The sequence below is a fragment of the Endozoicomonas sp. SESOKO3 genome, assembly GCF_024606255.1.
In genome coordinates this window covers 1-1791 of sequence record NZ_JAHHPR010000319.1, presented here as the reverse complement: position 1 = coordinate 1791, position 1791 = coordinate 1, and the positions used below count along the sequence as shown (strand labels likewise).

At 46.0% G+C, this 1791-nt stretch carries 1 protein-coding gene; it reads right to left on the bottom strand.

What is annotated here, in order from left to right; translation table 11 throughout:
• Positions 1–1791, bottom strand: a 1791-nt coding sequence (locus tag KDK18_RS05565) for a hypothetical protein (protein ID WP_257253794.1), incomplete at both ends; no start/stop codon positions are given.

Sequence of the window (1791 nt, the reverse complement as noted above, 5' to 3'; positions counted from 1 at the left end):
GGTTGAAGGCTTTGCTGATGACGATAGGTCAAGAGATGTAACTTCAGAAGGTGACACTGAACTGGTTGAAGTGCTGGCTACAGAAGTGGTGATCAATTCGCTGGTTGGAGGCTGTGCTGATGAAGTGAAGGTCTGGCCAGAAGGAGAAACAGAGGACGAATTGACTGTCAGCCAGACAGACGAGTTAAAGTAGAATTGACCCTCGAAGTTGGTCAGTCCACTTAAAGCACTGGCTGTGGAATTCCCGATGGGTGTCCAGATATTCACAATCTGGGTGAGTGTAAGTGGGCCGGTAGTTGCCATGCTTGAATTCACGAAGCTTTCGCAATTGTATGCCAAAACGAATGGATCTGCGCTTTTAATGCTGTATTCATGCTGCTCTTGTCGCCAGAGTTTGACTGCCTGAAATTGGTTGCAAGCGAGAACCAGCTTAACGATTCCTTTGATTTCGATAGCTGTATTTTTTACCTGGATCTGATTGCCCGCGAGATTATAAACAGGAGGTTCTTCATGGGTATCCGAATGACCGACAAGAGAGAAAGCAAACTTTTCTCTTTTATATACCGGCGACACAGTTTCCCACAAAACTTCGCCTGTATTGTCAATGTCGATCATGTTTCTGAAGATATCGATACTGCTTCCCGGCCCAATATGTAACTCAGCCACCCACCCCATCTTGCCCTGAAATGTGTTCCCGTTAACAGCGATCCTGAGTGACTGGCTTTTGATGGTGGGAAGTTTAATAAATAGCCCTCCATCAGGAATATGGTCGCGGTTCCACGAACCGATGGTATCACCAGTGACCATGTTATTGGTGAACATCAGGCCCGGCCCCGGGCGCAAACCATTGACAGATGCATCCAGAGGTAGTCTGCAATCAATTCTGACTCCGTCCTGGCAATTGAGATTGAATACGTTGTTTTCTACAATCAGTCTCCGGTTAATACAACGTGCTGAAATAATAGTGCTAATGGGTTTGTGGCCATCAGGTGCAGTTGGCTGGAAAGTAATATGTCTTATATGGCTGTCTTTTGTTTCATTGAAACTAAAGTAGTTAAAGGACCCGGACTTGATCATATAGTAATCTCGATAATTTGCATCAGGCGAGATTACGATTTCGTAACCTTCATCTGGAGCCCCGATAATGTCCTGACCATCTTTCAAAACTATTTCACTGTTAATTAAATACTTAACCGGGATTTTACCTAATGCGGGGGTAACGGATTGAGAAAGCGTTGCGCCAGAAGTCGTTTCGGAAGAGAACAAAATAACGATGTTCTCTGGAATCTCATTGAGAAACTTACTTAAACTCTCTGACGAGTTGGTGCTGAGAACAATGCAGTGTCGTCCTCTAACAAGGTCTCTATATTGGTTTAGCCGCTGAAGAACCCCTGTCGCCTGATCTTTAAGAGAATCGCATGGTACCGTTATGGGGGGGAGTGTAGAAATAGAGGTTGCAGGAGTGGAGGTTGCAGGAATGGTTGTAGAAGCAGTGGTGAGTTGACTGGTTGAGGGACGCACTGTGGGTATTGGTGCAGCACGCGCCGACAACCTGTTTTGATCCATTGCAATTTCATGGTTTAATGGAGGAGGTCTTTCCTGGCCGCAGTCAAATCCCCCTGGTGTGCAATCAATTCCAGCCAGTAGTGTTTGTGGTTTGGAGAAAACTTTTGGAAAGGGTAAATAGCCATCCTGGCCATTCCAGACAGTACGATTAAAAGAGGTCGCCTCTGTGGCACCACCAGGGTCGGCAAACTCATTCAGGACGATGGGAAACTGGTTATTTGCCTG